The sequence below is a fragment of the Acinetobacter endophylla genome, assembly GCF_053543775.1.
The window spans coordinates 1-303 of sequence record NZ_JBLVOM010000180.1; the positions used below are offsets into that span (position 1 = coordinate 1).

At 62.0% G+C, this 303-nt stretch carries 1 protein-coding gene; it reads right to left on the reverse strand.

Annotation, left to right across the window (positions count from 1 at the left end; all coding sequences use genetic code 11):
* A partial coding sequence (merC, locus tag ACNPNW_RS06230) for an organomercurial transporter MerC (RefSeq protein ID WP_448766743.1) occupies positions 1 to 279 on the reverse strand: 279 nt, incomplete at its 3' end.
* Between the last annotated feature and the right edge of the window lie 24 nt (positions 280 to 303).

The following is a 303-nucleotide window of genomic DNA, read 5'->3' on the forward strand; positions in this document are numbered from 1 at the left end:
AAACACCGCTGCCAGCACCAAGATCGGGCCTATCGTGCCGAGCGCCGTGCGTCGCCACTGTCGATGATTGAGCCAAGCGATAGCATTGGCGAGTAACGTGATGCCGGCGAACATCGGCAGCAGGATGCCAATGAATAGCCCCTCGTACTGGCTCAAGAAGCCCAGTCCGATGGCCGCGCCAAAGCTGGCGATGGCAGGAAAACAGGCGGCGCAGCCCATCGCGGAAACGACGCTGCCGAGCGCGCCGGTTTTGCCAGCGATGCGCGTGATGAGTCCCATGTGTCGCTCCCGAGTTCGGTTAAC